At 63.2% G+C, this 25,593-nt stretch carries 23 protein-coding genes, 1 tRNA gene and 2 pseudogenes; 16 read left to right on the top strand and 10 right to left on the bottom strand.

Annotated features, from left to right (window positions below; all coding sequences use genetic code 11):
* Nucleotides 1–81: 81 nt before the first annotated feature.
* The 3 genes and pseudogenes from U8326_RS04410 (at nucleotide 82) to U8326_RS16405 (ending at nucleotide 1,833) form a co-directional block, all read left to right on the top strand.
* Nucleotides 82–654, top strand: a complete 573-nt coding sequence (locus tag U8326_RS04410; protein ID WP_324742595.1) for a helix-turn-helix transcriptional regulator — start codon at nucleotides 82–84, stop codon at nucleotides 652–654.
* Nucleotides 651–1,190, top strand: a pseudogene (locus U8326_RS04405) (glycosyltransferase); the annotation flags it as partial. The gene U8326_RS04410 and the pseudogene U8326_RS04405, both read left to right, overlap by 4 nt.
* Nucleotides 1,185–1,833 (top strand): annotated as a pseudogene (locus tag U8326_RS16405) (glycosyltransferase). The pseudogenes U8326_RS04405 and U8326_RS16405, both read left to right, overlap by 6 nt.
* Nucleotides 1,834–1,855: 22 nt before the next feature.
* Here the strand turns inward: U8326_RS16405 and secF are convergent.
* Genes secF through yajC form a run of 3 tightly spaced genes read right to left on the bottom strand, consistent with a single transcriptional unit; the run spans nucleotide 1,856 to nucleotide 4,787 of the window.
* Nucleotides 1,856–2,833: a protein translocase subunit SecF gene (gene secF / locus U8326_RS04395; RefSeq protein WP_324742594.1), complete on the bottom strand. Its 978-nt coding sequence runs from the start codon at nucleotides 2,831–2,833 to the stop codon at nucleotides 1,856–1,858.
* 13 nt (nucleotides 2,834–2,846) lie between these two features.
* A complete protein-coding gene (gene secD, locus U8326_RS04390) occupies nucleotides 2,847–4,451 on the bottom strand; it encodes a protein translocase subunit SecD (protein ID WP_324742593.1) in 1,605 nt (534 codons plus the stop codon).
* A gap of 9 nt (nucleotides 4,452–4,460) precedes the next feature.
* On the bottom strand, nucleotides 4,461–4,787 hold the full coding sequence (gene yajC / locus U8326_RS04385) for a preprotein translocase subunit YajC (RefSeq protein ID WP_324743519.1): 327 nt from the start codon (nucleotides 4,785–4,787) through the stop codon (nucleotides 4,461–4,463).
* A gap of 198 nt (nucleotides 4,788–4,985) precedes the next feature.
* On the opposite strand from yajC, the gene U8326_RS04380 reads away from it, so the two are divergent.
* Nucleotides 4,986–5,062: transfer RNA gene (locus U8326_RS04380), tRNA-Pro, on the top strand.
* 256 nt (nucleotides 5,063–5,318) lie between these two features.
* Here U8326_RS04380 and U8326_RS04375 read toward each other — a convergent pair.
* The 3 genes from U8326_RS04375 to U8326_RS04365 are packed head-to-tail and all read right to left on the bottom strand — an operon-like array spanning nucleotide 5,319 to nucleotide 8,075.
* Nucleotides 5,319–6,470 (bottom strand): patatin-like phospholipase family protein, encoded by a 1,152-nt coding sequence (locus U8326_RS04375; protein WP_324742592.1) that lies wholly within the window; start codon nucleotides 6,468–6,470, stop codon nucleotides 5,319–5,321.
* 4 nt (nucleotides 6,471–6,474) lie between these two features.
* A complete protein-coding gene (locus tag U8326_RS04370) occupies nucleotides 6,475–7,233 on the bottom strand; it encodes an acetoacetate decarboxylase (protein WP_324742591.1) in 759 nt (252 codons plus the stop codon).
* A 35-nt stretch (nucleotides 7,234–7,268) separates the two neighbouring features.
* On the bottom strand, nucleotides 7,269–8,075 hold the full coding sequence (locus U8326_RS04365; protein WP_324742590.1) for a 3-hydroxybutyrate dehydrogenase: 807 nt from the start codon (nucleotides 8,073–8,075) through the stop codon (nucleotides 7,269–7,271).
* A gap of 276 nt (nucleotides 8,076–8,351) precedes the next feature.
* Between U8326_RS04365 and U8326_RS04360 the strand changes: the two genes are divergently transcribed.
* Nucleotides 8,352–9,371, top strand: a complete 1,020-nt coding sequence (locus U8326_RS04360) for a DUF808 domain-containing protein (protein ID WP_324742589.1) — start codon at nucleotides 8,352–8,354, stop codon at nucleotides 9,369–9,371.
* Between the two features lie 50 nt (nucleotides 9,372–9,421).
* On the opposite strand, the gene U8326_RS04355 is transcribed toward U8326_RS04360, so the two are convergent.
* A complete protein-coding gene (locus U8326_RS04355) occupies nucleotides 9,422–10,747 on the bottom strand; it encodes a hypothetical protein (RefSeq protein ID WP_324742588.1) in 1,326 nt (441 codons plus the stop codon).
* A 389-nt stretch (nucleotides 10,748–11,136) separates the two neighbouring features.
* On the opposite strand from U8326_RS04355, the gene ppk2 reads away from it, so the two are divergent.
* The 9 genes from ppk2 to accC all read left to right on the top strand — a co-directional run bounded on the left by ppk2 (nucleotide 11,137) and on the right by accC (nucleotide 20,750).
* Complete coding sequence (ppk2, locus tag U8326_RS04350; protein ID WP_324742587.1) at nucleotides 11,137–12,057, top strand: polyphosphate kinase 2; 921 nt, start codon at nucleotides 11,137–11,139, stop codon at nucleotides 12,055–12,057.
* A gap of 296 nt (nucleotides 12,058–12,353) precedes the next feature.
* On the top strand, nucleotides 12,354–13,685 hold the full coding sequence (locus U8326_RS04345; protein ID WP_324742585.1) for an OprO/OprP family phosphate-selective porin: 1,332 nt from the start codon (nucleotides 12,354–12,356) through the stop codon (nucleotides 13,683–13,685).
* Between the two features lie 188 nt (nucleotides 13,686–13,873).
* The gene (gene pstS, locus U8326_RS04340) at nucleotides 13,874–14,968 is read left to right on the top strand and encodes a phosphate ABC transporter substrate-binding protein PstS (RefSeq protein WP_324742584.1); all 1,095 of its coding nucleotides are present in this window, start codon (nucleotides 13,874–13,876) and stop codon (nucleotides 14,966–14,968) included.
* Nucleotides 14,969–14,993: 25 nt separating this feature from the next.
* Nucleotides 14,994–16,733, top strand: coding sequence for a Na/Pi symporter (locus tag U8326_RS04335; RefSeq protein ID WP_324742583.1), 1,740 nt, complete (start codon nucleotides 14,994–14,996; stop codon nucleotides 16,731–16,733).
* 211 nt (nucleotides 16,734–16,944) lie between these two features.
* Nucleotides 16,945–17,691 (top strand): transporter, encoded by a 747-nt coding sequence (locus U8326_RS04330; protein WP_324742581.1) that lies wholly within the window; start codon nucleotides 16,945–16,947, stop codon nucleotides 17,689–17,691.
* Between the two features lie 151 nt (nucleotides 17,692–17,842).
* Complete coding sequence (locus tag U8326_RS04325) at nucleotides 17,843–18,256, top strand: holin family protein (protein ID WP_324742580.1); 414 nt, start codon at nucleotides 17,843–17,845, stop codon at nucleotides 18,254–18,256.
* 86 nt (nucleotides 18,257–18,342) lie between these two features.
* A complete protein-coding gene (locus U8326_RS04320) occupies nucleotides 18,343–18,780 on the top strand; it encodes a type II 3-dehydroquinate dehydratase (protein ID WP_324742578.1) in 438 nt (145 codons plus the stop codon).
* 109 nt (nucleotides 18,781–18,889) lie between these two features.
* Nucleotides 18,890–19,384, top strand: coding sequence for an acetyl-CoA carboxylase biotin carboxyl carrier protein (gene accB / locus U8326_RS04315; RefSeq protein WP_324742577.1), 495 nt, complete (start codon nucleotides 18,890–18,892; stop codon nucleotides 19,382–19,384).
* Nucleotides 19,385–19,400: 16 nt separating this feature from the next.
* A complete protein-coding gene (gene accC, locus U8326_RS04310) occupies nucleotides 19,401–20,750 on the top strand; it encodes an acetyl-CoA carboxylase biotin carboxylase subunit (RefSeq protein ID WP_324742575.1) in 1,350 nt (449 codons plus the stop codon).
* A gap of 23 nt (nucleotides 20,751–20,773) precedes the next feature.
* Here the strand turns inward: accC and U8326_RS04305 are convergent, their stop codons facing one another.
* On the bottom strand, nucleotides 20,774–21,238 hold the full coding sequence (locus U8326_RS04305; RefSeq protein WP_324742574.1) for an Lrp/AsnC family transcriptional regulator: 465 nt from the start codon (nucleotides 21,236–21,238) through the stop codon (nucleotides 20,774–20,776).
* Between the two features lie 144 nt (nucleotides 21,239–21,382).
* On the opposite strand from U8326_RS04305, the gene U8326_RS04300 reads away from it, so the two are divergent.
* A complete protein-coding gene (locus tag U8326_RS04300) occupies nucleotides 21,383–23,272 on the top strand; it encodes a sensor histidine kinase (RefSeq protein ID WP_324742573.1) in 1,890 nt (629 codons plus the stop codon).
* Nucleotides 23,244–24,239, top strand: coding sequence for a polysaccharide deacetylase family protein (locus U8326_RS04295; protein ID WP_324742571.1), 996 nt, complete (start codon nucleotides 23,244–23,246; stop codon nucleotides 24,237–24,239). Before U8326_RS04300 ends, U8326_RS04295 begins: the two co-directional genes overlap by 29 nt.
* 35 nt (nucleotides 24,240–24,274) lie before the next feature.
* On the opposite strand, the gene U8326_RS04290 is transcribed toward U8326_RS04295, so the two are convergent.
* Nucleotides 24,275–25,126: a hypothetical protein gene (locus tag U8326_RS04290; RefSeq protein ID WP_324742570.1), complete on the bottom strand. Its 852-nt coding sequence runs from the start codon at nucleotides 25,124–25,126 to the stop codon at nucleotides 24,275–24,277.
* The gene (locus tag U8326_RS04285) at nucleotides 25,080–25,592 is read right to left on the bottom strand and encodes a DUF3299 domain-containing protein (protein WP_324742569.1); all 513 of its coding nucleotides are present in this window, start codon (nucleotides 25,590–25,592) and stop codon (nucleotides 25,080–25,082) included. The genes U8326_RS04290 and U8326_RS04285 overlap by 47 nt, the downstream gene beginning before the upstream one ends.
* Nucleotide 25,593 lies beyond the last annotated feature (1 nt).

Genomic DNA, 25,593 nt, shown 5'->3' with positions numbered 1-25,593 from the left:
TCGTTGAAACCGTGCAGGCACTTGCCAAATCGAGATGCTTGTAGGAAAGCGGAAACCGATTTGGTTAGTGGAGAGGCATTCATGATCAATCGCATCCGCGATATCCGCAAGGAAAAGGGCATGACCCTTGCCGATGTCGCCGCTGCCTGCGAGCCGCCGACCACCGCACAGACCATCGGCCGGCTCGAAACCGGCATGCGCAACCTGTCGCTCGTCTGGATGAACCGGATTGCCGCCGCGCTGCAGGTCGAGCCGGAAATGCTGGTGCGCGGGAAGGAAAGCCCGCAGCCGAAAGTGGTGGCGAAGCTGACGGACAGCGGCGCGGAATCCCTTTCCACCCAGCGCGACGCCATCCTGCCGACGGACCTGAACAGCGGCGCGCCGCTGATGGCGCTGGCGATCGAGACGAGCGCGGGCGAATATCGCCCCGGCGACCAGCTCTGGCTGCGCCAATTGCCGCCTGAGGACGCCCCCAAGGCCATCAATCGGGATGTCCTCGTGCCGCGCAAGGGCGGGCGCTTCGCATTCGGGCGCTTGATAGACCGGCAGGGCAAGCGCGTCGGCGTGCTTCCGCCCGGGCTGGGGCAGAAACAACTGGTGGTCGATGACCCGCCCTGGTTCGGCGTGGCGGAAATGCTGGTGCGCAGACTGTGACGGCACGCCGCCTGCTGTCGATCGCCACGCTTTACCCCAATCGCCACACGCCGCGCTTCGGAACATTCGTCGCCCGGTCGCTGGAAGCCCTGGCGGCGCAGCCCGGCTGGGAGGTAACCGTCATCAATCCGATCGGCCTGCCGCCGCTGCGCCTGGGCCGCTATCGCCAGCTGGCCGGGGTATTGACCGACGGTGTCGAGCATGGCGTGGAGTTGCACCGCCCCAGCTTCCCGATCCTGCCGGGGCTGTCCGGCCCCATCAATCCCGCGCTGATCTCCCGCGCGATACTGCCGCTGGCGCGCCGCCTGCACGCGCAGAAACCGTTCGACCTGGTGGACGCCCAGTTCTTCTATCCGGATGGGCCTGCCGCCGCGCGAATTGCGAAGGCCCTGGATCTGCCTCTCGCGATCAAGGCGCGCGGCGCGGACATCTCCTATTGGGGCGCCAGGCCCTATGCCCGGCGCCAGATGATCGCCGCAGCCGCCCGGGCGGGCACCCTGCTCTCGGTGAGCGAGGCCCTGGCGCACGACATGGCGGCGATCGGCCTGCCACGCGAAAAGATCGCGATCCACTATACCGGGCTGGACCGCGCGCGCTTCCATCCCCGCGACCGCAAGACCTGCCGGGCGGAAATCGCGGAAAGGTTCGGCATCAGCCGGGATGGAGCGCTGCTCGCCACGGTCGGCGCGCTGATCCCGCGCAAGGGGCAGGCGCTGGTGATCGAGGCATTGGCCAATCTGCCCGGCGCACGGCTCGCTCTGGTCGGGACAGGTGCCGATCAGGACGCTTTGGGTGCCCTTGTGCGCCGTCTGGGACTTGCCGGGCGAGTGCATTTCCTAGGCGCCCTGGACCATGATTTCGATCCCCCTGCTGCTTTGCGCCGCCGATGCGATGGTATTGCCATCCGAAAGCGAAGGGCTGGCCAATGCCTGGGTGGAAGCGCTGGCCTGCGGCTGCCCGCTGGTGATCAGCGATGCGGGTGGCGCGCGCGAAATTCTCCGCGACGCGAGCGCCGGTCTGATCGCCGAGCGCGATCCCCGGGCCATTGCCGCAGCCGTTCGGGCGGTTCTGGCCGCGCCGTCCTCACCGGAAATGGTCGCGCAGAACGCCGCGCAATTCAGCTGGCGCGCGCACGCGGAAAGGCTCGCCGAATATTACGAGGGGCTATTGAAAGCCTGAGTGCGCCCCGGAGGAGGCTTGCTCAGGCGTCACCGCGCGCGAGCCGCCCGGCCTTCTCATCCGCGTCCTCGACCGGAACAAAGCTCTCCGAAGTCACGCCAAGCCAGATCAGGATCGGCGTCGCCATGTAGATCGAGCTGTAGGTGCCGACGAAGATGCCGAGCGTGATCGCCGCAGTGAACCCGAAGATCACATCCGGCCCCAGCAGCAGGAGCGCGATCAGCGTTATCAGCAGCGAAAGGGAAGTGACGATCGTTCGGGACAGGGTTTCGTTGACCGACATGTCCAGCAACTCGGCAACTGGCATCTTCCGGTATTTCTTCAGATTTTCCCTGACGCGGTCATAGACCACGATATTGTCGTTCAGCGAATAGCCGATCAAGGTCAGCAGCGCGGCGACGATGTTAAGGTCGAACTCCATCTGGGTAAGCGCGAACATGCCCAGAGTCAGCGTCACATCATGCACCAGCGCGAACAGCGCACCGACGCCGAACTGCCATTCGAACCGCACCCAGATATAAATCGAAATGCCTATCATCGCGAGGCCGAGCGCGAGCATCCCCGTCTGGAACAACTCACCGGAAACCTTGCCGGATACGGAATCCACCCCGTCGATGCGGGCGTCGCTGTGTTCCGCCTGGATCGTCGCGGTGATCTTGCGCGCCATCGCATCCGCGAGCGCGGGCTGCCCTTCCGAGCCTTCCGGCAGCTTCATGCGGATCGAGATTTCGTTCGGCTTGCCGAATTGCTGGATGATGGGTTCGCCATAACCCAGCGCGCCGACCGTTTCGCGCAATTCGGCAACCGGCGCCTCCGCCGTCTGCGTGAAGGTCACGCGGATCATCTGGCCACCGACGAAATCGACCCCCAGATTGAGGCCGCGGACCAGCACCAGCGCGATCGAGAGGGCCATCAACAGGATGCTGACGGAATAGAACGGCACGCGCCACCGCAGGAAGCGAATGTTCGTATCGTCGGGAATGAGCTTGAGCAGTTTCATCGCTGGCATTCCTTCACAGCACGATTTCCGACGGGCGTTCCTTGCGCAGCCAGTTGGCGACCCACATGCGGGTCAGCGTCACGGCGGTGAACACCGAAGTGACGATACCGATCATCAGCACCATGGCGAAGCCGCGCACCGGGCCGGAGCCGAACAGGAACATGAGCACCGCCGCGATGACGTTGGTGATGTTGGCGTCGAAAATCGCGCGGCTGGCCTCGCGATAGCCGGCCTCGACCGCGGCGAAGACCTTTCGCCCGCGTTTGCGCTCCTCGCGTATTCGCTCGTTGATAAGCACGTTGGCGTCCACCGCGGCGCCAATCGTCAGCACGAAACCGGCAATGCCGGGCAAGGTGAGCGTGGTGTTGAAGATCGCCATCACACCCAGGATCATCAGCACGTTGAGAACCAGAGCGATGCACGCATATATCCCGAAGCGGCCATAGGTAGCGATGATGAAGGCCATCACCGCTATCGAACCGACCAGCATGGCGATCAGTCCCTTCTCGATCGAGTCAGCGCCGAGATCGGGGCCTACGGTCCGTTCCTCGACCACCTTGAGGTCGACCGGAAGAGCGCCGGAACGCAATGCAATCGCGAGCTGGTTGGCCGTCTCCACCGTGAAGCTGCCGGAAATCTGCGCGCTGCCGCCCAGGATCGGTTCGTTGATGTTGGGAGCCGACAACACCTTGCCGTCGAGAATGATGGCGAAGGGGCGATTGACATTCTCCGTGGTGAGCTTGGCGAATTTCGCACCGCCCTGCTGATCGAAGGTGATCGTGACCACGGGTTCATTGTTCTGCGAATTGAAGCTCTGCTGGGCGTTGGTCAGGGAATCGCCCTTGATCCCGCCCAAGCGCTTGACCGCGATCGCGCCGACACCGGAACTTTCGGCTTCCGCATAGGGCACGATTTCGCTGCCCGGAGGCGCCACGCCCCTGGCGATATCGGCCGGCAGGGCAGTGGTGTCGACCAGCTTGAACTCGAGCTTGGCGGTCTGGCCGAGCAGATCCTTCAATGCCTTGGGATCGCTGAGGCCGGGAACCTGCACGACGATGCGCTGGGCGCCCTGGCGAATGATCGTGGGTTCGCGGGTGCCGAGCGCGTCGATCCGCTTGCGCACCACTTCGGTCGCCGAATCCATCGCCGAAGTGACAGCCTGGTCGATGCCCGCCTGGGTGGGCGTCAGCTTGAAGCGGTTGCCTTCGACCACTTCGATCTTCCAGTCGCGCTGCCCGGTCAGGCCGGCGCCGGTGGTCAGCGGAAGTATGGCTTCGCGTGCCGCGTCGACCTGCGACGGGTCTTCCAACAGGAACGACAGCGTTCCGCCCTTGCTCGATACATCACCGATGCGGATGCGCGGTTCCGCGGCGCGCAGCGCACCCCGAACCGATTCTTCCATGCCTTCCAGCCGCTGGCGTCGAACCTGGCTCGGATCGGCTTCCAGCAGGATGTGGCTCCCGCCCGCAAGGTCCAGCCCCAGATTGACCTTGGGGTCCGGCAGAAAGCTGGGCCAGTTCGCGCCTGTTACGGAAACGAGCGAGGGCAGAGCCGCAACCACCAAGACCACAGTGACGAACCACAGCCAGATCTTTTTCCAGCGAGGAAATTCAAGCATGGCTTGGGATCAATCGTTCGCTGGGGCGCCGCTGCCCGGCGTCAGGATTTCGCCGATCGTGCCCTTGACCGCTTTCACGCGCACGCCCTGCCCCAGCTCAAGCTCCGCATAAGTGTCATCCACCTTGATGACCTTTCCGACAAGCCCGCCCGCGGTGACCACCTGATCCCCCTTCTTCAACGCCGCGACACGCGCCGCGTGTTCCTTCTGGCGGCGAATTTGCGGGCGGATAATCAGGAACCAGAAAATGACGCCCATGCCCACCAAAGGCAACATCGACACCCAGAAAGGAGGTTCCGACCCGGAGGCTGCGGCTGCGGAAAGAATATCTAGCATGAATGCGCTCGTCGCAAAAAAGGTCAGGCAGATCGAGCCCGAAGCCACGGCCAGCAAGGCTGGCCTTCCGGCACGGGGGTGGAAGGTTGCGCGCCTAGCAATAAAGAAGGTCGTGCGCAACGCACGCATCGCGGAAATGACGCGGGGAAAGAGCCTCTTGTATTGCGGTTTGGCGATGCTATAGGCCCGCTCCACGGTCGGGACGTAGCGCAGCCTGGTAGCGCATCACACTGGGGGTGTGGGGGTCGGAGGTTCGAATCCTCTCGTCCCGACCAGTGGAGCCGGCGGAAAGACGCGGCTTACAGCCAGAGATCGAAGCGATGCGACGGGCCGGCGAGAGCCGTAAACCGTCAGGCCACACCATCGCATTCAGATCGCGAACGAGCGCCTTTCCCCCAACCCGCACCGAATGGAACGACAAGGCGCGCGTGGCTATCGGGCAAAATCGCTCCGCATGGCATCCGGGAATGGGTGCCGCTTACGCAGGCAGGAAGCGCAGCGGCAATTCGCTCATCCGGCGTCCGGCCTCAATCAGCTCGGATCGTCGCGATGGACATCATGCACTGTCATGCCGATCGATTCCGGCGGCTTCGCCAGCCATTTGCGGTGGCCGAGAGTCTTGCGCGTGTCTTGATAGCCGGAATCCCAATGCTCGCGCATCGAACTGCCCGAGAACTCATAATCCTTCGCATCGCTCTCGTATATCTTCTGCTGATAGATGAGATGCACGATGTTGATCTGCGGCACGTCTTCCATGGCGGCAAGGAAAGCATGATCGTCGTCGGTGAGCGCTTCGGGCGGGACGCGCAGCAGCGCCTGATGCAACTTCAGCCTGAGGTTATGAAGGCGGCGGAAGGTGTCCGTATTGTTGCGCGTGCGGCTTGAATACATGATGTCCTTATGGCGGGCGAGAACGTCGCCCATGTCGCGCGGCAATATGCCCCGCGAACTGAACAGATCCACCTGAAACACCAGCGTGTCGTGAACATCCTCCTGCTCCAGCAGATATTGCAGCGGAGTGTTGGAGACGATGCCGCCATCCCAATAATATTCGTTTTCTATGAGGACCGCCGGGAAAGCCGGCGGCAGCGCACCCGAAGCCATGATATGCTGAGGCCCAAGCACTTCGATCTCGCTGTCGAAATAGCGGAAGTTGCCGGTGCTGACATTCACCGCGCCGACACTGAGCCGGCGTTCGCGATTGTTGAGCACATCCCAGTCAATCAGCCGATCGAGCGTGTGCTGAAGCTCGTCCGTGTCGTAGAAGCTGGTGGCGCCCGAGGCGCCGGAAAGCTGCAACCAGGGATTCGCGTTGCGCAACTTGAAGAAGCCCGGCAGGCCGGTGGTCATCGTCATCATCGAACTGACCTGGTTGCGCAGCCTTCGGAAGACGTCGCCCTCCGGTGTGAACAGCCAGATCTTCCGCTCCGAGACGGTTTCCCAGAAATCGCGCAGCCGGTCGAGCTGATTCTCCGGCCGATTGCCGGCGATGATCGCCGCGTTGATCGCCCCGATAGACACGCCGGACAGCCAGTTGGCATGGACGCCAGCCTCCGCCAGCGCCTGAAACACGCCGGCCTGATAGGCGCCCAACGCGCCGCCGCCCTGCAGGACCAGCGCCACCGACTGATAGGGGGCAAGCAGTTCCTCGATGTCCGGCGTCTCGTTTTTGCGCTTGCGCATCGTCTCAGGCATGTCGGTCACTCCCCTGACTGGCCATATAGTCATGCACCACCTCGCCCAGGCCGAGCGTGAGGTCGGCGACGAAATGCACGGCCGAGACGATCTCCAGCACCGGCAGGCGGGCGACGTCCGCGATCACATGGCGGTGCAGCTCCAATTCGGCCGGCCCCGACCACGCCTCTTTGACGACGATGTCCTCCAGGCGATAGCGGACCAATTCGCAGATGCGCGGCGTGGCGTCGACATGCGGGATGATCTTGACGAGGAAGTTCGGCTCGCCGAGCGCTTCAGCGATCGCGTCCGTATCGAGCGCCTCGTGCTTGTAGGCCATGGTCGCGGTGGAGCAGAGCACAGAGCCGTAGTGCAATGTGCCAACGATCACCTCGCCTTCATGGACGAGCTTGGGAAATGCGAGCTTCTTGGGAAAGCCCCAGATCTCGCGGCCGCCGGCAATGGGCGCATCGTCGTCGAGATACATGGCGTGGACATACACGCCCGCCTTGCCCTCGAACCGCACCGGAATGACCTGGCCCGATTCGGTGTAGTCGCCGAAGCCGGTGGCGTCGGGCATCTTGATGAATTCATACTTGACCACCGGCTCGGCGATCTCGAGCGGTTCGGGCACGACGGCCCGCAACGCATCCGGATCGGTGCGATAGCTGATAATGACATATTCCCGATCGAAGAACCGATATGGCCCCGGCGGATAAGCGGGGTTCGACAGAGGCATGGCATAAGCGCGGCGAACGTCGTCAGCTTTCATCTGCGCAATCCTGTTCGGGAAATGATCGTGTCAGGTCAGTGGGCCGTCCAACCGCCATCGATAGGCAGGATCGACCCGGTGATGGAGGCCGCTTCCCCGCTGCATAGATAGAGCGCGAGCGCAGCCACCTGATCGACGGTGACGAACTCCTTCGTCGGCTGGGCCTCGAGCAACACGTCATGGATGACCTGCTCTCTCGTCAGCCCGCGCGATGCCATCGTGTCGGGGATCTGTGCCTCGACGAGCGGTGTCCAGACATAGCCGGGGCAGATGGCGTTGACGGTGACGCCCTGCGTCGCGACTTCGAGCGCGACCGTCTTCGTCAGACCCGCTACGCCGTGCTTGGCCGCGACATAGGCGGATTTGTAGGGCGATGCTATCAGCGCATGGGCCGAGGCGATGTTGACGATGCGGCCCCAGCCGCGCCGCTTCATGCCGGGCAGCGCCGCCTTGATCGAATGAAAGACCGCCAGCAGATTGATGGCGATGATCGCCTGCCACTTCTCGTCGGGAAATTCGTCGATCGGCGCGACATGCTGGATGCCGGCGTTGTTCACCAGAATGTCGCAGCCGCCGAGACTGCCCTCGGCGAGCGCCACCATTTCGGCGATCTCGGCGCCCGAGAGCATGTTGGCCGGCGAATAGAGGCAACGCACGCCGAAATCCGCCTCGATGGCGGAGCGCTCCGCCTCGATGGCAGCGGCATCGCCAAGGCCGTTGATGACGAGATTCGCGCCCCGCGCCGCGAACTGGCGGGCGATCGCCAACCCAATGCCACTGGTGGAGCCCGTAACCACGGCAACCTTGCCATGCACACCCGCTTGTCCATCCTGGACGGTCATTGGCTGCCCCCTTTTCATTTCAATGTCGGATCGGCGACGATGCATCGCGTTGAGCCACACCGAGGTTTCGATTGCATGACATCATCGCGTTCCTCTCAGCCGTTCGCGCCATTGCGCGGCAAAGGCTTCAGCATCGGCCGGCAAGCCGAAAATCGTCACCGATTCGTCAGGTTACGATGTTACGGCCCTTTCGATTTCATGATGCCTGCAACATTGTGGGGTCATTCGCCGGCATTCACCCGACTGCCGGGCCTATCGGACCGAGGACCAAGAATTGTGAGCATTGGCCTGATCGCACTTCTCGACGACATCGCCGCGCTGGCCAAGGTCGCCGCAGCTTCGCTGGACGATGTCGCCACCCAGGCCACCCAGGCCGGCACCAAGGCCGCGGGGGTGGTCATCGACGACACCGCAGTCAGCCCCCGCTATGTGACGGGCTTCTCGGCATCACGCGAGTTGCCGATCATCGGCAGGATCGCGCTCGGCTCGCTGCGGAACAAGCTGCTGATCCTGCTGCCCGCCGCGGTCGGCCTGAGCCTGGTCGCGCCGCAGGCGATCCTTCCGCTGCTGATGCTGGGCGGGCTTTACCTCTGCTACGAGGGCGCCGAAAAACTTCTCGAACTGGTGTCGCCTCACACCGCTCATGCGCATGAGGCGGAGTTCGAGCCGGCCGAGTCCGATCAGGCATCGTTCGAGGACCAGAAGGTCGCGGGCGCGATCAGAACCGACTTCATCCTTTCGGCGGAGATCATGGCCATCACCCTCGGCTCGGTTCCCGACGCCGGCCTGGCCACGCAGGCGATAGTGCTCGCCGTGGTCGGCTTCGGCATCACGGTGGCGGTCTACGGAGTAGTGGCCCTGATCGTGAAGGCCGACGATATCGGCCTCCACCTTGCCAGGGTATCCTCCCCTTCGATGGCGGGCTCGGCGACGCGCGCGGTCGGGCGCGGGCTGGTTCAGGGTATGCCCTATTTCCTCAGAGTGCTCGGCCTGGTCGGGACGGTGGCGATGGTTTGGGTCGGCGGCGGCATCGTCCTGCACGGGCTCGAAGGCTATGGCCTCGCGTGGCCGAGCCATTTCCTCCACGATACCGGCGAAGCCGCCGCGCATACGCTCCCCGCGATCGGCCCCTTCCTGTCATGGCTGGTCCAGGCAACCGGCTCCGGGCTGGCCGGTATCGTGATCGGAGGGCTGGCGATTCCGGCGATGAGCTACGTCATCCTGCCTGCATGGCGGATGGCCTCGCGCCTGGGAGGCATCCGCCGCGTGCAGGGCTCCACCGAAACGCAGGCCTGAGGGAGCCAGGCTTCCCGCCGCCCGGCCGGTGGTCATTCAGCGCCGGTCGTTTACTTCGGCACCGTCCGGCAGGACGATCCACTGCCGAAGTCGGCCGTGCCGGAATCGCAGGTCCAGCCGCGATACCAGATGTCGCTTCCGTCGCGCACCGCGCCGATATAGTTGGTGGAGACCATGAAATCCCCCAGCGAGGCGGCGTCGAAAGCCGGCACGGCACTTTCATTGGTGCCATTCACGAACAGGCCCGACAGGGTCGAGATGAAGTTCGGGCGGTTGTTCGATGCCGGAAAATCGAAAATCTGGCCCCAGACGGACTGCGATATTTCGCTGTCGCGCGGGAAGTTCCCCTCGCCGCAGGCAAGGGCGACCGAGCGGAACACGGGCGGGCCCTGGTCCTCCAGCACGGCGTTGGCCGGCCTCAGCGTCGTGCCGTTGGTGGACGCGATGTTAATGCAACTGCGCGGCGCGACGATCACGCCGTTGACCGCCGTATAGTCGGCGCCGCCGCGAATCAGGAATGCGCTCCCCGCACGGGTCGAGCGGGCGAGGAAGGTGAAATTGGCGAGGCGGGTCCATTGCCGGGGCAGCGAATCCTCATTGCCGGAGGAATCGGCTTCCACGATGGAATCGCCTGAACTTCCGCCCGCACGTTGGACCGCGATCACGAACTGCAGGAAACCCTGATAGCCCTGGTCGGTATCGAGGCTGTCGTCGTCATTGCCCGTGAGCACCAGATAGCGCGCGTTGGCCCGTCCGCCGAACCATTCGATGCCGTCGTCCGAGCTGTTGTGGACCTGAATATGATCGAGCGTGGTGCCCGATCCGACTCCGGCCAGCGTCAGCCCGTTGATCTCCTGGTCCGGCGCGATCTCGAAGCCGGCGTAGCGAATCTGGACATATTGCAGCGTGCCGCTGTCGTCATCCGCGCGGCCGCCGCCGTAAAGCAGGTCGGGAAGGCCTTCATAGGCCTGTTCGCAATTGTCCGACCCGCCGGGGACGTTGCGCAAGCAATCCGAAACCGGCGCCCGGCCGAGCACGATGACGCCGCCCCACTGGCCCTGGCTGCTGTCGTCGGCAAGCCCTTCGACATTGCTGCGACTCGTGAAAATGATCGGGGCCTCGCGCGTGCCCGCCGCCTGGAGCTTCGATCCGCGATTGACCACCAGATAGTCGAGGCCGCCCGTCCCGAAAACCACCACGCCCGGCTCTATGGTGAGCGTGACCGGGATTCCGCCCGGGTCGCGGCCATCACCGCCGACATCGCGCCCCACCTCGACGCGGCGCGAAAGCGAATAGATCGTGCCCGCGCGGCGCGGCAACGTCAGATCCTGCAATATCCGGTCGGGAAGGACGCAATTGCGCAGATTGCCGACCACGCCGCCATTGACGAACTGATCCGGGCAATTGGCGGCAGGCCCCGTCGGAGTCGGCCCCGGCGTTGGACCAGGAGTGGGAGCCGGCGTCGGCGAGGGACCAGGCGAGGTCCCGTCACTGCCTCCGCAGGACGTCAGCAGGGCAGCCGTGCAGGCAAGGGGCAAAATCAGGAATTTTCGCAAATGATTGCGCATCGGGCGTCGGACCATCGTTCATCAGGATTTGTGACGGGTCGTAGAGCACGCCGGGCTTACATATTTTTGACTGCCGTCGGCGCGACCCATCCTGGGTGCCCCGGACAGGCTCGCTCCACGCCCGCGGGATGGTCACTATCCTGTCATAAGGAGACGACAAACACGGAGCGGAAAGCCACGAGAAACGGAACATATCCATGACATTTTCCAGTTCCCCCTCCTTCGAGATGGATCGCGTGAAGCAGGAGATTGCCGACAGTTTCGACGAGGAACTGGAGATGGAGATTGACGAGAGCCGTCTGGAGACGATGCTCAAGGATCTTTCCGATCATCCCGAACAGGAACAGATCGACCGCCGCGTCTATTTCCGCGAGTTGTTCCGCCTCCAGCATGAGTTGGTGCGGCTGCAGGACTGGGTCCAATACAAGGGGCTCAAGGTGCTGGTCATCTTCGAAGGCCGCGATTCGGCCGGCAAGGGTGGTGTCATCAAGCGCATCACCCAGCGCCTCAACCCGCGCGTCTGCCGGGTCGTCGCCCTTCCCGCCCCGACCGAGCGTGAACGCAGCCAATGGTATTTCCAGCGCTATGCCACGCATCTGCCGGCCGCCGGCGAAATAGTGCTGTTCGACCGAAGCTGGTATAATCGCGCGGGCGTCGAGCGGGTCATGGGCTTCTGCAACGAGGACGATGTGGAGGAATTTTTCCGCTCGGCCCCGGAGTTCGAGCGCATGCTGGTGCGCTCGGGCATCATCCTGCTCAAATACTGGTTCTCGATCACCGACGACGAGCAGCAGTTCCGCTTCCTCATGCGCATCCACGATCCGCTCAAGCAGTGGAAGCTCTCGCCCATGGATGTCGAGGCGCGGCGCCGGTGGGAGGACTATACCCGCGCCAAGGAAGCGATGCTGGAACGCACGCATATTTCCGAAGCGCCCTGGTGGATCGTCGAGGCGGTGGACAAGAAGCGCGCGCGATTGAACTGCATCTCGCATCTCCTCGCGCAGATTCCCTATGACGACGTGCCCAAGGAAGAGGTCATCCTGCCCGACCGCGTGCGGCACGAGGATTACATCCGCCACCCGGTTCCACGCGAGATGTATGTCCCCGAGACATTCTGAGGCGGCAACGCCCGCATCGCTTCAAATCACCCCCCTTGCCCGGCCGATCGGCCGGGCTTTTTGTCATGGCCGGGACCGCGCGCGTCGGCACCGGATTATGACCGCGTCATTGCGTCCGACCCAAAAGAAAATTGTTTCCGCATATTTGCCGAACGACATCAGAACGTAAAAAAGCGATGCCAACCGACTGCCAGCTTTAGTGAAAATTTCACTCGAACGGAGCAGTGATGCTTGGCCGTGGTCTAATATTATTCGCTTTCACAACGGTCTCCTGGCCGAGTCTCGCTCTGGCGCAAGTGGAGGAATTGGCCGGCGCCGAAACCCCGGCGGATGCCGAATTGAGAGACGAGGTAGCCCGCCTTCGCGCCGAAGTCGAAGCGATGCGGGAGGAAATGCGCACTCTTCGCGAGCAGGCGGCGAGCACCGCCGATCCGTCCGGTAGCCCTGATGCAGCGGGCCAGGCGCGGGCTGCTTCGGCCGCCGCTTCCACGAATGACGATGCCACGCGGATAAGCTGGAAAGGCGCGCCGGAGTTCAAGAACGCCGACGGCTGGAGCTTCAAGCCGCGCGGACGGATACAGATCGACGGCGGCTATTTGAGCGCGCCCGCCTCGCGCGTCAGCGGCCAGGCGGATGGGCGCGGCTTCACTAGTCGTATCCGGCGCGCCTATATCGGCGCACAGGGCACGATTCCCGGTGGTTTCACTTATCGCGCCGAGGCGGAGTTCGCAGGCAACTCGGTTTCGTGGACGGATCTCTACCTAGCCTACGACACCGGGCCATTCACCTTCACTGTCGGCCAGCACCATCCCTTCACCTCGATGGAGCAGCTTCAGTCCGACCTGTTCCTGTCGTTCAACGAGCGCGCCGCCTTCATCGGCGCCTTCAACCTGGAACGTCGCGTCGGCTTGTCCGCCGGCTTCAAGGGCAAGGCGGTCATGGCGAACGTCGGCGTCTTCACCGACGACCTCGGCAGCCTGACGAACGATGGCAACAAGAGCGTGAGCTACGACGGCCGCGTCGTCTGGATGCCCAAGCTCGGCGACATGCAGCTCCATCTGGGCGGATCGGCGCATTATCGCAACCTCGGACGTTTCCAGGCGACTCTCGGCAACCGATATCGCCAGCGGCCCTATATCGCCACGACCGATATCCGCTACATCGACACGGGTGTCTTGACGGTCGACAGCGAAATGCATGTCGGCACGGAGTTCGCGCTCAATCGCAAGCGGCTCCATCTGGCGGGCGAGGCGGCCTGGCTGAAGGTGAAACGCCCGGGAGACGCCGACCCGACTTTCTTCGGCGGCTATGCCGAGGCCGGCATGTTCCTGACCGACGACACGCGCAGCTACCGCAACGGCGCGTTCGACCGCACCACCCCTAGCAGCCCCTTGGGCGACGGCGGCTTCGGCGCGCTGGAACTCAACCTTCGCTACGATCACCTCGACCTGACCGACGCGGGCATCGGCGGCGGCACCCAGAACGGCTTCGGCACCGCGCTCGTCTGGACGCCCACCGCCTACGTCCGCTTCATGCTGAACTACATGCATCTCATCTATGACATTCCGAGCGCCCAGCCGAAGTTCAACGCCGATGTCGTCGGGATGCGCGCGCAGGTGGATTTCTAATAATCATTCTGCGTAACGGACCAGTAAAGTCCGCATATCGCTTTCATATTATTCCTGATTTTCCAAAGCATGTTTCAGACGAATAATTCAATTTCTCCGATCCATAGCGGGCTGGTCATAGAAGAGTCACAGATCAGCGCCAACCTTCATCCAGAACCCAACTCCCATTTCGAGGCAGTGGACAGATCATGCTGACGAGTTCTCCTGACGGTGTACCTGTTCTGGAATCCCGGACTCTCGTCCGCCGGCGCTTCGTCATGGCCCTGGGCGTGGCGGTGGTCGTTGCGGCGGTCGCGCTGCTGCTGGTCCGCTCAGGCGTGAACGACCGCATCCTCGGCAGCGGCTCGACCGCGGCCCAGCCACTGATCCAGCGCGTCGCGGTCGATTTCCAGAACGCCCGCTCGGGGGACCAGGACTGGATCTCCGGAAGCGCCGGGGTCGAATATGAGCCGGTGGGCTCGCTCGGCGGGGTGATGCGCCTCGATGATCCCGAGGTGGATTTCGCGGTCACCGACTATCCGCTGTCGTCCGAAGCGCTGCAGCAGCGCGACGCGGTCCAGTTTCCGATCGTCGTCGGCAGCATCTCGGTCGCCTATAATCTGGAGCAGCCGACCCCGCAGCCGCTGCGCTTCGGCAGCAAGACGCTCGCCGGCATCTTCAGCGGCCGGATCGTCTCCTGGGCAGACCCCGCAATCGCCGCCGACAATCCCGGCGTCAGCCTGCCCGCGACCGCGATCACGGTCGTCTATCGCAGCGATGGCTCCGGCTCGACCTATAATTGGTCCAGCTATCTCTCGCGCGTCGACGCCGACTGGAAGAGCGGCATCGGCACGGGAACGACCCTGAAATGGCCGGTGGGCACCGGGATCAAGGGCAGCAGCGACATGGCGAAGGCGATCGGCGCGACGCAAGGTACGATCGGCTATCTCGACAGCGGCCAGGCCAAACGCGCCGGGCTTTCGGTCGGCCTGGTGCAGAACGATGCCGGCCAGTTCGTCGCAGCGACGGAAGCCAACGTGATAGCCGCCCGCGGCAACCCGGCAGCGGCCAACGCCTATCCGGTCGTGGCCGCATCCTATGTCATCATGAAGCGAACCAATGCCTCGTCCAACGACAACGAGCGGACGCTGAGATTCCTTTCCTTCCTGCTCGATCATAGCGCGGAGGCAGCCCGGAGCCTCGGCTATCTGCCGCTCGCGGACCGCGACATCGCCGAAGTGCGGCAGATCTGGTCGCGCGAGCTGAACTACACTGCCCCAAGCAAAGCCCCGGCGGCAAACTAAGCGACCAACTGACGGGGGAACCACCATGGAAGTCGATATTTTCAAGGAAATCATAGTCCCCGTTATCGGTGGGCTTGGGGTATTCATGCTCGGCCTGGAGTTCATGGCCAACGGCATCCAGGCCCTTTCGGTCAACAAGATGCGGGAATGGCTCGCCAAGATGGCCGGCACGCCCGCCAAGGGTGTCCTTGCCGGAACGCTCATCACCGGCATCATCCAATCGTCCACCGCCATGACCGTCATGACCGTCGGCCTCGTCAATGCCGGCGTCATCGCGCTGCGGCCCGCGATCAGCGTTATCATGGGCGCCAACATCGGCACCACGTTGGGCAACGGCTTGATCGCGCTGCCGCTGGGGCCGCTGGGCCTGCTGTTCGGCGGCATCTTCGGGCTGATCTATGTCTTCGGCAAGACCGATCGCGTGCGCAACATCGCGCTCGCCTGCCTCGGCTTCGCGCTGATCTTCTACGGCCTCAACCTGATGACCGGCGGATTGAAGCCGCTGAAGGACATGCCTGAAGTCATGTCGGTGCTTTCGAGCCTCGACGCCTCGACTTTCCCCGGCGTGATCGCCTGCGCGCTGATCGCCGCGCTGGTCACCGCGATGATCCACTCCTCTTCGGCAACGATCGGCATCGTCATGGGTCTGGGCGCTTCCGGCGTGCTGCCCTGGCAGACCGCCATCGCCTTCGCCATCGGCGCCGACCTCGGCACCACCATCACTTCGTGGATGGCCTCGCTCAACCTTACCAAGAACGCGAAGCGTGCCGCCTATGCCCACATCGGCTTCAATTTCATCGGCGTCACGGTCGTCCTGCTGCTCTTCTTCCCGGCGATCGAAGTGCTCAAGTGGGGCATGGGTTTCTTCGGCGGCGATCCGGGCACGCCGGTCGTGGTCGACGGCAAGGAAACCTTCCCGCTCGTGCCGGTCGCGGTGGGTATATTCTCCATCGTATTCAACATCTTCAACGTGCTCATCCTCTATCCCTTCGTCGGCGCTTTCGAGCGCGTACTCTCTCGCATCGGCCATTCGTCGGAAGAGGACATCGAGGACTACTCGGTGCCGCGCTATCTCGACCGCAAACTGATCGACAGCTTCGTGTCCGCGGTGCCCGCGGTCGAGCAGGAAACCCGGCGGCAGCTCCAAGCCGCCGCCCTGTTCCTCGACATCGCCCGCGACAAGCCGGGGGTTCCCAAGGACCCGGGCGAGCACCACACGGCAACCGACCTGCTTGGCCGCGACATCCGCAGCTATTCGGCCGCTCTGTTCCACGAGGATATGCCGCGCGAACAGCTCGACCTCGTCGCCAGCCTGATCGAGGAAGTCGATTTCACCGGCAGCCTGTCCGAAACGCTCCACCAGATCGCGCGCCGCGTGAAGCGCTCGGAGTTCAGCGACCCCAGCCGGGCCTTCATCGACGAGGCTCTCGATCGGCTGGATCAGTCGCTGACGCCGCTGCTTTTCGCAGGCGATGCGCCTGAGCCGCGCCTGCCCGCCGGGCACAGCAAGGTGGAGCCGATCGAAAGCCTGCGCTGGCGCATCCTGGAAAGGGATCGCCGGGTCCCAGCCGCCGAAAAGGGCGCGCTGCTGGCGCTGCTCGGCAGCATCGAGCGGGCCGAGGGCATGATCAAGCGCATCGAGGACGAACGCGCCTCGGTGGATCGCGCCACCATCCTCAGCGATGCCCGCGAAGGCAGGGCGCACAGCACGGCCCCGGATCGCGCGCGCCCCGAGGGCGAAGGCGAGGTTGCGCTGGCGACCTGAAGGCGCAACTGGCAATACCGGTGCTGTGACACTTCTCCAGATACCTTGAAGCGGCAGCGGTATGCCGAAACGAAGGAAATGCCTCGGCCAGTTGGTGCTCCGACCAGCGGCCGAGGCGCTGACAGCCGGTTCCGGCCGACTGTCGAAATATCTCCGCTTACCAGTATTCTACCTGCTTTCCTGCATCGCATTTCTGCCCACAGTTCCAGCAATGGCGGAAGAAGCAGACGATCTCTGCCCCGACCGGCCCGGCCTCGGAACACCCACCTGCACGGTTCCACCGGGTGGAATTGTGGGCGAGTTGGGGATTGCGGCCTGGGAAAGGGACGGCGATGCGATATCGCGCACCGACACGATCATGGCCGGCGAAATGCTCCTGCGGCTCGGCCTGGCGGAAGGGCTTGAAGCCCAGGTCGGCTGGGACGCCTACGGCCATGTCCGCACGCGCGACCTGGAATCGGGGACGACCGACCGGATCGCGCGCGTCGGCGACCTGACGCTGGCGCTGCGACACACCCTGCACGACCCAGGCGAGCGCGGCTTTTCCATGGCTGTGATGCCCTATGCCACTCTTCCGACCGGGCGGATGCCCATCGGGGCCGGAGATTGGGGCGCGGGCCTGCTGCTGCCGCTGGCTCTCACGCTGACCGAGAACGTCTCGCTTTCCGCCACGCCGCAGATCGACGCAGCGGTCGACAGCGACGGGAGCGGAAGACATCTCGCCTTCGGCAGCGTCCTCGGCCTCGACTTCGCGCTCGGCAACCGGCTGGGCGCCGCGACCGAGATCTCGCTCTATCGGGATCGCGATCCGGAAGGGCACGACACGATCATCCTCGCGGGGTTTTCGGCCGCATGGCAGCCGAACGACGCCATGCAGTTCGACCTAGGCGTGAACATCGGCCTCAATTCGGCCAGTCCCGACAGCCAGGTCTATTTCGGAATTGCCAGGCGGTTCTAGGATATGATCGCGCGGTTTACAGGGAACGCGCAGCCCACCGCTCATTTCCCCCTATTCTCCACAGCGGTATATTTTCTGTACACCAGGGAACATTTTCCTACACGAACCAAATTGGTTACCTGATGGCGACTCACAAGCAGGAGCGTGCATCATGGCATTGCTGGAAGCCCTTATCGGTCCTCTCGCCGCAATCATCGACAAGATCATCCCGGACAAGACTGCCCGGGACCAGGCCAAGCTGGAACTCATCAAACTTCAGGGAACCCGGGAACTGGAACTGGTGCAGGCCAGGCTCTCCGCAATCGTGGCAGAAGCCGGCTCGCGGGACCCGTGGACCAGCCGGGCCAGACCAAGCTTTCTCTATGTCATGTATGCGATCATCCTGTGGGCCATCCCCATGGGCATTCTCGCCGCTTTCCGGCCGCAAACCGCAACGAATATCGCAATCGGGATGAACGCCTATCTCAACGGCTTGCCGGAGCCGCTCTATGCGCTCTTCGGCACGGGATATCTGGGCTATACGGCGGCCCGCCAATGGGGGAAGACGAAGGGCGTCGACAATTAGGCCATAACTGCGGCTAGCCGTTCCATGCCTTTGCCGAGCAAGCAGCATGGCGCTATGGCCAATACTTCATCATTTGCGAGACAATCATGACCAGCAATGTCGTCTATGTCCTCAATGGACCCAATCTCAACCTGCTCGGCACGCGGGAGCCGGAAATATACGGCTCCGATACGCTGGACGACATTGCCGGAATGCTGGAAGACCGGGGCCGGGAGTTCGGACTGGAAATCGACATGCGCCAGTCCAACCATGAGGGGCATCTGATCGATTGGCTGCATGAGGCTCAGGCCGAAGGGGCGAAGGCGGTCCTCCTCAATGCGGGCGGCTATACCCACACCTCGATCGCCCTGCTGGATGCGATCAAGGCGATCAGGACGCCGGTGATAGAAGTGCATCTGTCGGACCCGGCGAAGCGCGAGCCTTTCCGCCATCTCAGCTATATCGGAATGGGCGCGGTACAGACCATCGCGGGCCATGGCGCCAACAGCTATATCATCGCGCTGGAAGCCGTTGCCCGGCTTTGAACCGGCGTGGCAGGTGGGGTGCAAAGTGGATTTGACAGCGACAACCCCTTGCCAGCCTTGCCGCGCCTGCGCATAGCGGGCGCACAGTGAAACGACCCCCGAGGGAAGAATGGGCGAAAACAAGGGCGCGGCCACCGCAGGCGGCATGAATATCGACAGTGCGCTGGTACGCGAACTGGCTGAATTGCTGGCCGAAACCGGCTTGAGCGAGATCGAGGTCGAGGATGGCGAGCGCAAGATCAAGGTTGCGCGAACGCTCTCCGCTCCCGCTGCCTATGCCCCCGCCATTGCGGCGCCAGTCCCCGTTCCGGCTGCCGTAGCATCGGCGGCGCCTGCCGAAAACACCCCCGCGGCCGATCATGCGGCGGATGGCAATACGGTAAAATCGCCCATGGTCGGCACCGTCTATTTGTCGGCGGAACCCGGCGCGGCGCCGTTCATCACCACGGGCAAGCAAGTAAAGGCCGGCGAAACCCTGCTTATCGTCGAAGCGATGAAAGTGATGAACCCCATCACCGCCCCTTCCGCCGGCACGGTGAAGGCCATTCTCGTCGACAATGCCCAGCCGGTCGAATTCGACCAGCCGCTGGTCGTTATCGGTTGAGCCGGCGGTTCCCACCATGCCGATAACCCGTCTGCTGATTGCCAATCGCGGAGAAATCGCGCTGCGAATCCATCGCGCGGCGCATGAAATGGGCATCGAAACCGTAGCCGTGCATTCGACCGCGGATACGGATGCGATGCATGTCCGCCTGGCCGATCATGCGATCTGCATAGGGCCGCCGCCGGCAAGCGAAAGCTACCTCAATATCGCGGCGATCATTTCCGCCGCGGAAATCTCGGGCGCGGATGCGATCCACCCCGGTTATGGCTTCCTTTCCGAAAATGCGAAATTCGCCGAAATCGTCGAAGCGCACGATATCGCCTGGATCGGCCCGAAGCCGGAGCATATCCGCACCATGGGCGACAAGGTGGAAGCGAAGCGCACCGCGCGCGATCTCGGCCTGCCGCTCGTTCCCGGCTCGGACGGGGCGCTCCAGTCGATCGAGGAAGCCAAGGAAGTTGCCGCCCGGATCGGCTATCCGGTGCTGGTCAAGGCTGCATCCGGCGGCGGCGGCAGGGGCATGAAGGTCATTCCGTCCGAGGAAGATCTGGAAACCCTCGTCAGCCAGGCCAGGAGCGAGGCGAAGGCAGCCTTCGGCGACGACACCGTCTATATCGAGAAATATCTCGGCAATCCGCGCCATATCGAATTTCAGGTGTTTGGCGACGGCAATGGCAATGCCATCCATCTCGGCGAACGGGATTGTTCGCTGCAGCGCCGGCATCAGAAGGTGCTGGAAGAAGCGCCCTCTCCCGTCATTTCCCCGGAAGAGCGCGAACGCATGGGCACGATCGTTTCCAATGCGATGGCCCAGATGGGCTATCGCGGCGCGGGGACGATCGAATTCCTTTGGGAAAACGGCGAATTCTACTTCATCGAGATGAATACGCGCCTGCAGGTGGAGCATCCCGTCACGGAAGCGATCACCGGCCTCGATCTCGTGCGCGAACAGATCCGGATCGCCGAAGGCAAGCCGCTTTCCGTGCAACAGGAAGAGCTGCGCTTCACCGGCCATGCGATCGAGTGCCGGATCAATGCGGAAGATCCCTGGAGCTTCGCTCCCTCTCCGGGCCAGGTCACCAGCTATCATGCCGCCGGCGGGATGCATGTGCGCGTCGATTCAGGGCTGTATTCGGGCTACCGGATTCCGCCCTACTACGATTCCATGATCGCCAAGCTGATCGTCTATGGGCGAACCCGCGAAGGCTGCATCATGCGCCTGAAGCGCGCGCTGGGGGAAATGGTGGTGGAAGGGGTGAAAACCTCGATCCCGATGCATGAAGCGCTGCTGGAAGAGCCGGATTTCCTCAACGGCGACTACACCATCAAATGGCTGGAGGAATGGCTGGCCAAGCGCCAGGGCTGAACCGCCCGGCGGTCAGCAGCGGCTCATTCCAGCGGCACGCCCGGCAGTTGCTTGGCGGTGCGGATGGTGAGCGAGGTCTTGACGCTGGCGACATTCGGTGCCGGAGTCAGCTTGCTGGTGAGAAATTCCTGAAAACTCTGCAGATCCTTGCTGACGATCTTCAGGATGAAATCTATCTCGCCATTCAGCATGTGGCATTCCCGCACTTCGGGAAGGGTGCGCATATGGTCTTCGAACTGGCGCAATGCATCCTCCGCCTGGCTCTTGAGGCTGACCAGCGCGAACACCATGATGGAAAAGCCCAGTTTCGCGGGATCGACCTCGGCATGATAGCCGCGAATGACCCCGGAATCCTCCAGCGCGCGGACCCGGCGCAGGCAGGGCGGCGCAGTCAATCCGACATGACCGGCCAGTTCGACATTGGTCATCCGTCCTTCGTCCTGCAGTTCTGCAAGTATCCGGCGATCGATTTCGTCGAGATTGGCCATGCGTTCCCCTGCTCGATTCTCAGATAATGGTGGAAAACATAACAGAGTTAAGCCTGAAAATCGGGGTTTCGAGTAAGTTTATTTCATGCTGTGCCGTTGTCCCGCTTTGCGACGCGCTCTTCGTCGTGGTTTGAGCATCCAGCAATGCTGATAGACCCGAATCTCGCGCGGGCGACGCTCGCGGTCCTGAGCGAACTCGCTGGAGTCCGGATGCATTTTGACGACCGCCTCGCCACTGTGCTGCGCTCCGGCGCATCGGGCGAGCGCGCGGCTCGCACCCAGTATCGCCAGTTGCTGGACCTGATCGGCACCTTGCCGGCCAACGCCATCGGCATCACGCTGCAGAGCGGATATGAGCGGCTTGAAGAGCTTGCCCGGATGATCCCGGCGGCGGAACGGGCGGCTATCATTCGCGATCAGGGCATCCGCCTCGCCAATCCCCGTCTGGTCGCGCGGCTCGCGGAACAGGAAGCGGAAGTGGCCACCGCCGCCATGGCGAGCGCCCGCCTGACGCAGGAAGACTGGCTGGCACTGATTCCCGCGCTTCCGGTCAGGGCACGGGGCCTGCTGCGCCACCGCAAGAATCTGGGCGGCGAAGCCGAAAAACTGCTGGCGCGGCTGGGAATCCGCGATCTGGTGCTGACTGGCCCCGCCAGCACGATCCTTGACGATCACGCCCGGATTCTGGAGCCTCAATGGATCGAACCCGCGGAACCGGCAGGCCCCGCGGAAGCCGAAGAGCCAGACCAAAAGATTGCACCTGTCGCCGATGATCCCGCCGGACGGGAAGATCAGGAAGCGATCGGGGCCATCGTCCGCAGGATCGAAGCCTTCCGCCGCGCGCGGGAGAGCCTTTCGCCGCCCAACGGGCCGGATTCCCCCCGCCTTCCGCTTGGCGAACGGCAGGAATCGGACCCAGGCGCCTTGCCGCGCGCTTTCGATTTTGAAACCAATGCGCACGGACACATTGCCTGGACCGATCCTTCCGTCGCGCCAATGGCGGTGGGCCTGAGGCTCGGCATAGGCGACAATCATGCGCCGGCCCGGCTCGATCCGGCTTCCGGGCGCGCCATGCGCGATCATCTTCCCATAAATGCCGGAACGCTGGCAATCGACGGCGCACCCGCGATTTCCGGGTTATGGCGGATCGATGCCACTCCGCGCTTCGACCTGCCCGAGGGCAATTTCACGGGATACTGCGGAAGACTACGGCGCAAGCCCACCCAGCCCAAGCAACCTGCCGAGAACGGAGCCGCGCATCGGATGCGCGAGCTGCTGCATGAATTGCGCACGCCGGTGAACGCCATTCAGGGTTTCGCGGAAGTGATCCAGCAGCAGGTATTCGGCCCGGCTCCGCATGAATATCGTGCGCTGGCCGCAACCATCGCTGGCGATGCGGCGCGCATTCTGGCCGGCTTCGATGAGCTGGACCGCCTCGCCAGGCTGGAAAGCGACACGCTGGAACTCGAGCCGGGGCAGCATGATTTCACCGCCGCCTTACGTGCGATAGTCGCGCAGCTGACCCCTTTTCTCGACGCGCGCAGCGGCGGGATCAGTCTGTGGGGAGATGATGAAGCGACGCCGGTCCCCCTGGCCAAGGTCGAAGCGGATCGGGTTGCCTGGCGCCTGCTCGCTACGCTTTGTGGCGCCATGACCGCAGGGGAGCAACTCGACATCCATGTGGCGCGGGAGCCGGATCGGGTCATATTCGCGTTCGAGCTTCCGGCCGCGCTGGCTGATCGGGATGATATATTTTCCGCGGCGCCCCGCAGCGCGGGCCAGGCCATAACCGCCGGCCTGTTTGGCTCCGGCTTCGCTTTCCGCCTTGCCCGGGCCGAAGCCAGGGCCGTTGGCGGGGGCATGGCGCGCGAGGGAGATACGCTGCAGCTATGGTTCCCGCTCTTGACCGCGGATGGCCCTGACCATAGCCATGGTGCCGGCGATACTGAAGGTGAGGTAAAACGTGCCACTCGATCGGGGTCGCCAGGGGCCAGAACGTCATCCGATGCCTTCGATAACGGATCTTCCGCGTGAAACGGCCTTTGCCCGCTTTCACGAAGGTTTCGGCCAACGCTTCATCCTGACTGTCGACACGGAAGAGGAATTCAACTGGAACGCTCCGTTCCAGCGCAGCGGCCATCGGCTGGATCATGTCGGCCGGCTCGCCAAGTTCCAGCAATTCTGCGAAGGGCTGGGCGTCATTCCGACTTACCTGATGGATTATCCCATCGCCGATTCGCCCCGCGCCGCCGAGATTCTGCGCGGACCGATGGAAGCCGGCCTTGCCGAAGCAGGCGCGCAGTTGCACCCTTGGGTCAATCCGCCACATGACGAGCCGGTCAATGATTTCAACAGCTTTGCGGGAAATTTGCCCTATGCGCTGGAGCGCGCCAAGCTGTTTCAGCTGCGCGACAGGATTTCCCGCAATTTCGGCGTGACGCCGCGCATCTACCGGGCCGGCCGCTATGGCCTCGGCCCCAATACGGCAAGCATCTTGTGCGAAGCGGGTATAGCGATCGACACATCGGTTCGCGCCCGCTTCGATTACAGCTCGGGCGGCGGACGCAATTATCGGGACCATCCGGTGCATCCCTACTGGATAGATACCCAATGCAAGCTGCTGGAACTGCCCCTCACCACCGTCTTCACCGGCGCGCTGCGCAAGCAGGCAGGGCGGATCTACCCGGCGCTGTGGCGCATGCCGCGAATGCGCGGGATAATGGCCCGGCTGAAACTGATGGAACGCGTGCCGCTCACACCTGAAGGCGTGACCGTAAGGGAAGCGATCCATGCCACGGACGTCGCGGTCGACAAGGGACTGCCCCTGCTCGTCTTTTCCTTCCATAGCCCCTCCCTGCATCCGGGGAGCACACCCTATGTCCGCGACGAGGCCGATCTCGATCGCCTTTACGATTGGTGGAGAGGCTTGTTCGCGCATCTTGCGGCGCGCGGGGTGCGGCCGACGACGGTTTCAGAAATAATGGGCTCGGTCGAACTCTGACGCCCTGCCGAACGAACCCTTCAAAGCCCCTTGCGTCACAGCTGGCGGCACCCGGCCGCGTCCCACGCCCCCTCAGTTTCATCGACCTCGGCCGCCATCACATAGTCATAGCCATGACGCAGGCAGCCTTCGCAAGCGATATGATCGAGGGCGCGCGCTCGCAGATCCTCGCCGGTAGCTGCCAAGGCGTCGGCAAGCGGCCGGTTGGGCAGCTTTGCCAGACGTGGCGTACACATGTCGATCTGGCTGTTCACGAACCGCTCTTTATAGCGAATGGGAAAGCGTTTCGCCGCAATGACGCGAAATCCCGAGCCTTCGAGATGATCGACCACCCATTGCGTCGGATATTCCCGGTAAGGTTTGTCTCCTGTGAGCAGCAGGCAGGCGTCGCGGAAGCGGCCGATCTCGCGAATCAACTTGCCATCCGGGGTATTGGCGTCCTGATTCACATAAGGCTCGAGCCCCACGACATAGAGGCGCTGACCGACTAGTGGCCGCAATCGAACGAACAGGCTGTGCTGGAAATAAGGCGCAAATCCCTCGACTGCCCCAACCAGATAATCGGCGAGCACAGTGTCGTAACGTTCACCGGCCAGCAGCGCCGGGTCGGCCCAATTGCCCAGAATGATGCGATCCTGTGGCCGGCGGACCCGTTCGACGGCGTCACGGACCTGGATCGCATGGCCCTCCGCGCCGCTTACGGCGGTCCAGCGCTCTGTCTGGAGAGAGGATATCCAGTTGATCGAATTCGTGCCCGTTCCGGCGTCGAGAAAGCTGCCCCAGGGTGCCTCACCCTGGAGAGCCTCAATGTAGCGGAACAAAGCGGATGGCTTCTTTGCCTTAGCCTGGTTGGGCATTTCTGAGCCTGTAGAAGATTCCGCTCTCATCCTGTCCGGTAAGTTCCAGCGTGCCCGTGATGATTGTAGGATTCATTTCATCAACTCTGACCGGGACCGCGGCATAGACCTCAATGAACTGGTTGGGCAGAGCGTGCAGATGGAACGGACAGCCGGGTGGATAGCCCAGCAGCACGAAATGCTTCTGCCGCACGCCGTTTTCAAGCGGTATCATCCAGCCCGCCACCTTGATCCGCTTGCCAGCCAACGCCTTGATCGTCGGCGGGAACATCGGCTTCGTGTAAATGATGTGCGTCTTGGAATCGGTCCGGTCGTTGAGTCTCGTGGTTTCCAGCAACTTCCACGACGTTCCGCCGGGCGGAGTCCTGGCTGGCTGCCAGACGTCCTCGACCGGAGCCCTGCCCATCTCCTGCATGGCGGCGGGGGCTGGAGCAGGCCCAGCTAGAAGGAGGAAAGGAACCAGCGCTGCGAGACGCAGATGGTGCATCATAGCCATG

The organism is Tsuneonella sp. CC-YZS046 (assembly GCF_035581365.1).
In the GTDB taxonomy this organism is placed as follows: domain Bacteria; phylum Pseudomonadota; class Alphaproteobacteria; order Sphingomonadales; family Sphingomonadaceae; genus JAWKXU01.
The sequence above is the reverse complement of the archived record's forward strand: the minus strand, read 5'-3'. Positions and strand labels throughout refer to the sequence as shown.

What these genes read in the sequence shown, in the direction of transcription:
- accB (WP_324742577.1), top strand. Translation starts at nt 18,890, where the DNA reads ATGGGCGAAAACAAGGGCGCGGCCACCGCAGGCGGCATGAATATCGAC.
- U8326_RS04295 (WP_324742571.1), top strand. Translation starts at nt 23,244, where the DNA reads ATGCCTTCGATAACGGATCTTCCGCGTGAAACGGCCTTTGCCCGCTTT.
- yajC (WP_324743519.1), bottom strand. Translation starts at nt 4,787, where the DNA reads ATGCTAGATATTCTTTCCGCAGCCGCAGCCTCCGGGTCGGAACCTCCT.
- accC (WP_324742575.1), top strand. Translation starts at nt 19,401, where the DNA reads ATGCCGATAACCCGTCTGCTGATTGCCAATCGCGGAGAAATCGCGCTG.
- U8326_RS04320 (WP_324742578.1), top strand. Translation starts at nt 18,343, where the DNA reads ATGACCAGCAATGTCGTCTATGTCCTCAATGGACCCAATCTCAACCTG.
- secF (WP_324742594.1), bottom strand. Translation starts at nt 2,833, where the DNA reads ATGAAACTGCTCAAGCTCATTCCCGACGATACGAACATTCGCTTCCTG.
- ppk2 (WP_324742587.1), top strand. Translation starts at nt 11,137, where the DNA reads ATGACATTTTCCAGTTCCCCCTCCTTCGAGATGGATCGCGTGAAGCAG.
- U8326_RS04305 (WP_324742574.1), bottom strand. Translation starts at nt 21,238, where the DNA reads ATGGCCAATCTCGACGAAATCGATCGCCGGATACTTGCAGAACTGCAG.
- U8326_RS04370 (WP_324742591.1), bottom strand. Translation starts at nt 7,233, where the DNA reads ATGAAAGCTGACGACGTTCGCCGCGCTTATGCCATGCCTCTGTCGAAC.
- pstS (WP_324742584.1), top strand. Translation starts at nt 13,874, where the DNA reads ATGCTGACGAGTTCTCCTGACGGTGTACCTGTTCTGGAATCCCGGACT.
- U8326_RS04325 (WP_324742580.1), top strand. Translation starts at nt 17,843, where the DNA reads ATGGCATTGCTGGAAGCCCTTATCGGTCCTCTCGCCGCAATCATCGAC.
- U8326_RS04300 (WP_324742573.1), top strand. Translation starts at nt 21,383, where the DNA reads ATGCTGATAGACCCGAATCTCGCGCGGGCGACGCTCGCGGTCCTGAGC.
- U8326_RS04285 (WP_324742569.1), bottom strand. Translation starts at nt 25,592, where the DNA reads ATGGCTATGATGCACCATCTGCGTCTCGCAGCGCTGGTTCCTTTCCTC.
- U8326_RS04365 (WP_324742590.1), bottom strand. Translation starts at nt 8,075, where the DNA reads ATGACCGTCCAGGATGGACAAGCGGGTGTGCATGGCAAGGTTGCCGTG.
- U8326_RS04375 (WP_324742592.1), bottom strand. Translation starts at nt 6,470, where the DNA reads ATGCGCAAGCGCAAAAACGAGACGCCGGACATCGAGGAACTGCTTGCC.
- secD (WP_324742593.1), bottom strand. Translation starts at nt 4,451, where the DNA reads ATGCTTGAATTTCCTCGCTGGAAAAAGATCTGGCTGTGGTTCGTCACT.
- U8326_RS04330 (WP_324742581.1), top strand. Translation starts at nt 16,945, where the DNA reads ATGGCGGAAGAAGCAGACGATCTCTGCCCCGACCGGCCCGGCCTCGGA.
- U8326_RS04410 (WP_324742595.1), top strand. Translation starts at nt 82, where the DNA reads ATGATCAATCGCATCCGCGATATCCGCAAGGAAAAGGGCATGACCCTT.
- U8326_RS04335 (WP_324742583.1), top strand. Translation starts at nt 14,994, where the DNA reads ATGGAAGTCGATATTTTCAAGGAAATCATAGTCCCCGTTATCGGTGGG.
- U8326_RS04290 (WP_324742570.1), bottom strand. Translation starts at nt 25,126, where the DNA reads ATGAGAGCGGAATCTTCTACAGGCTCAGAAATGCCCAACCAGGCTAAG.